Here is a 532-nt window from a genome sequence, read left to right on the forward strand (position 1 = left end):
GTCTCAAACTTCATATCCGTATAGGATTTCGCCTCGTTAACGCCATTATTGACAAGACCGTTCACTTGATCATCCGTATACTTTTTCGCATCTTCAAGGACCGTCTTCATCTGCTGTTCTGTATAATCATGTAACTGACCACCATTAACTGCTTGCTTAGAGCCTTCTTCAATTTTGCCATCCGCTACATTATCTATCAAGACCGGATCACTTTCATTCCCACCTGCTAACGTAATGCTATTGGTCTTTTTGCCATCCGCATCTTTGTCATAGTTAACAGCTCCATCCGTTACTGCTGTCGTGATATCTTTTACCTGCTGATCAATCGTATCTACCTTGTTCTCAACCTCTTTTACCTTCTCATTCACAGTCCAGAGCTGGCCACCGTTCACAACTTCTTGCGAACCTTCTTCTATCTTACCAGAAGCTACATTCGTAATCTTACTCGATGCCCCTTTATGACTAGCGTCATACGATCCTTTGTCTTCATTCCAAGTCAAACTATTCGTATCTCTATTATCAGTAACCTCTT

At 41.7% G+C, this 532-nt stretch carries 1 pseudogene; it reads right to left on the reverse strand.

The features are described from left to right. A pseudogene (locus ACFIKB_RS09675) lies at positions 1-532 on the reverse strand (hypothetical protein); the annotation flags it as partial.

This window comes from Bartonella sp. MR110HLJHH (assembly GCF_042194225.1).
Classification (GTDB): Bacteria; Pseudomonadota; Alphaproteobacteria; order Rhizobiales; family Rhizobiaceae; genus Bartonella; species Bartonella grahamii.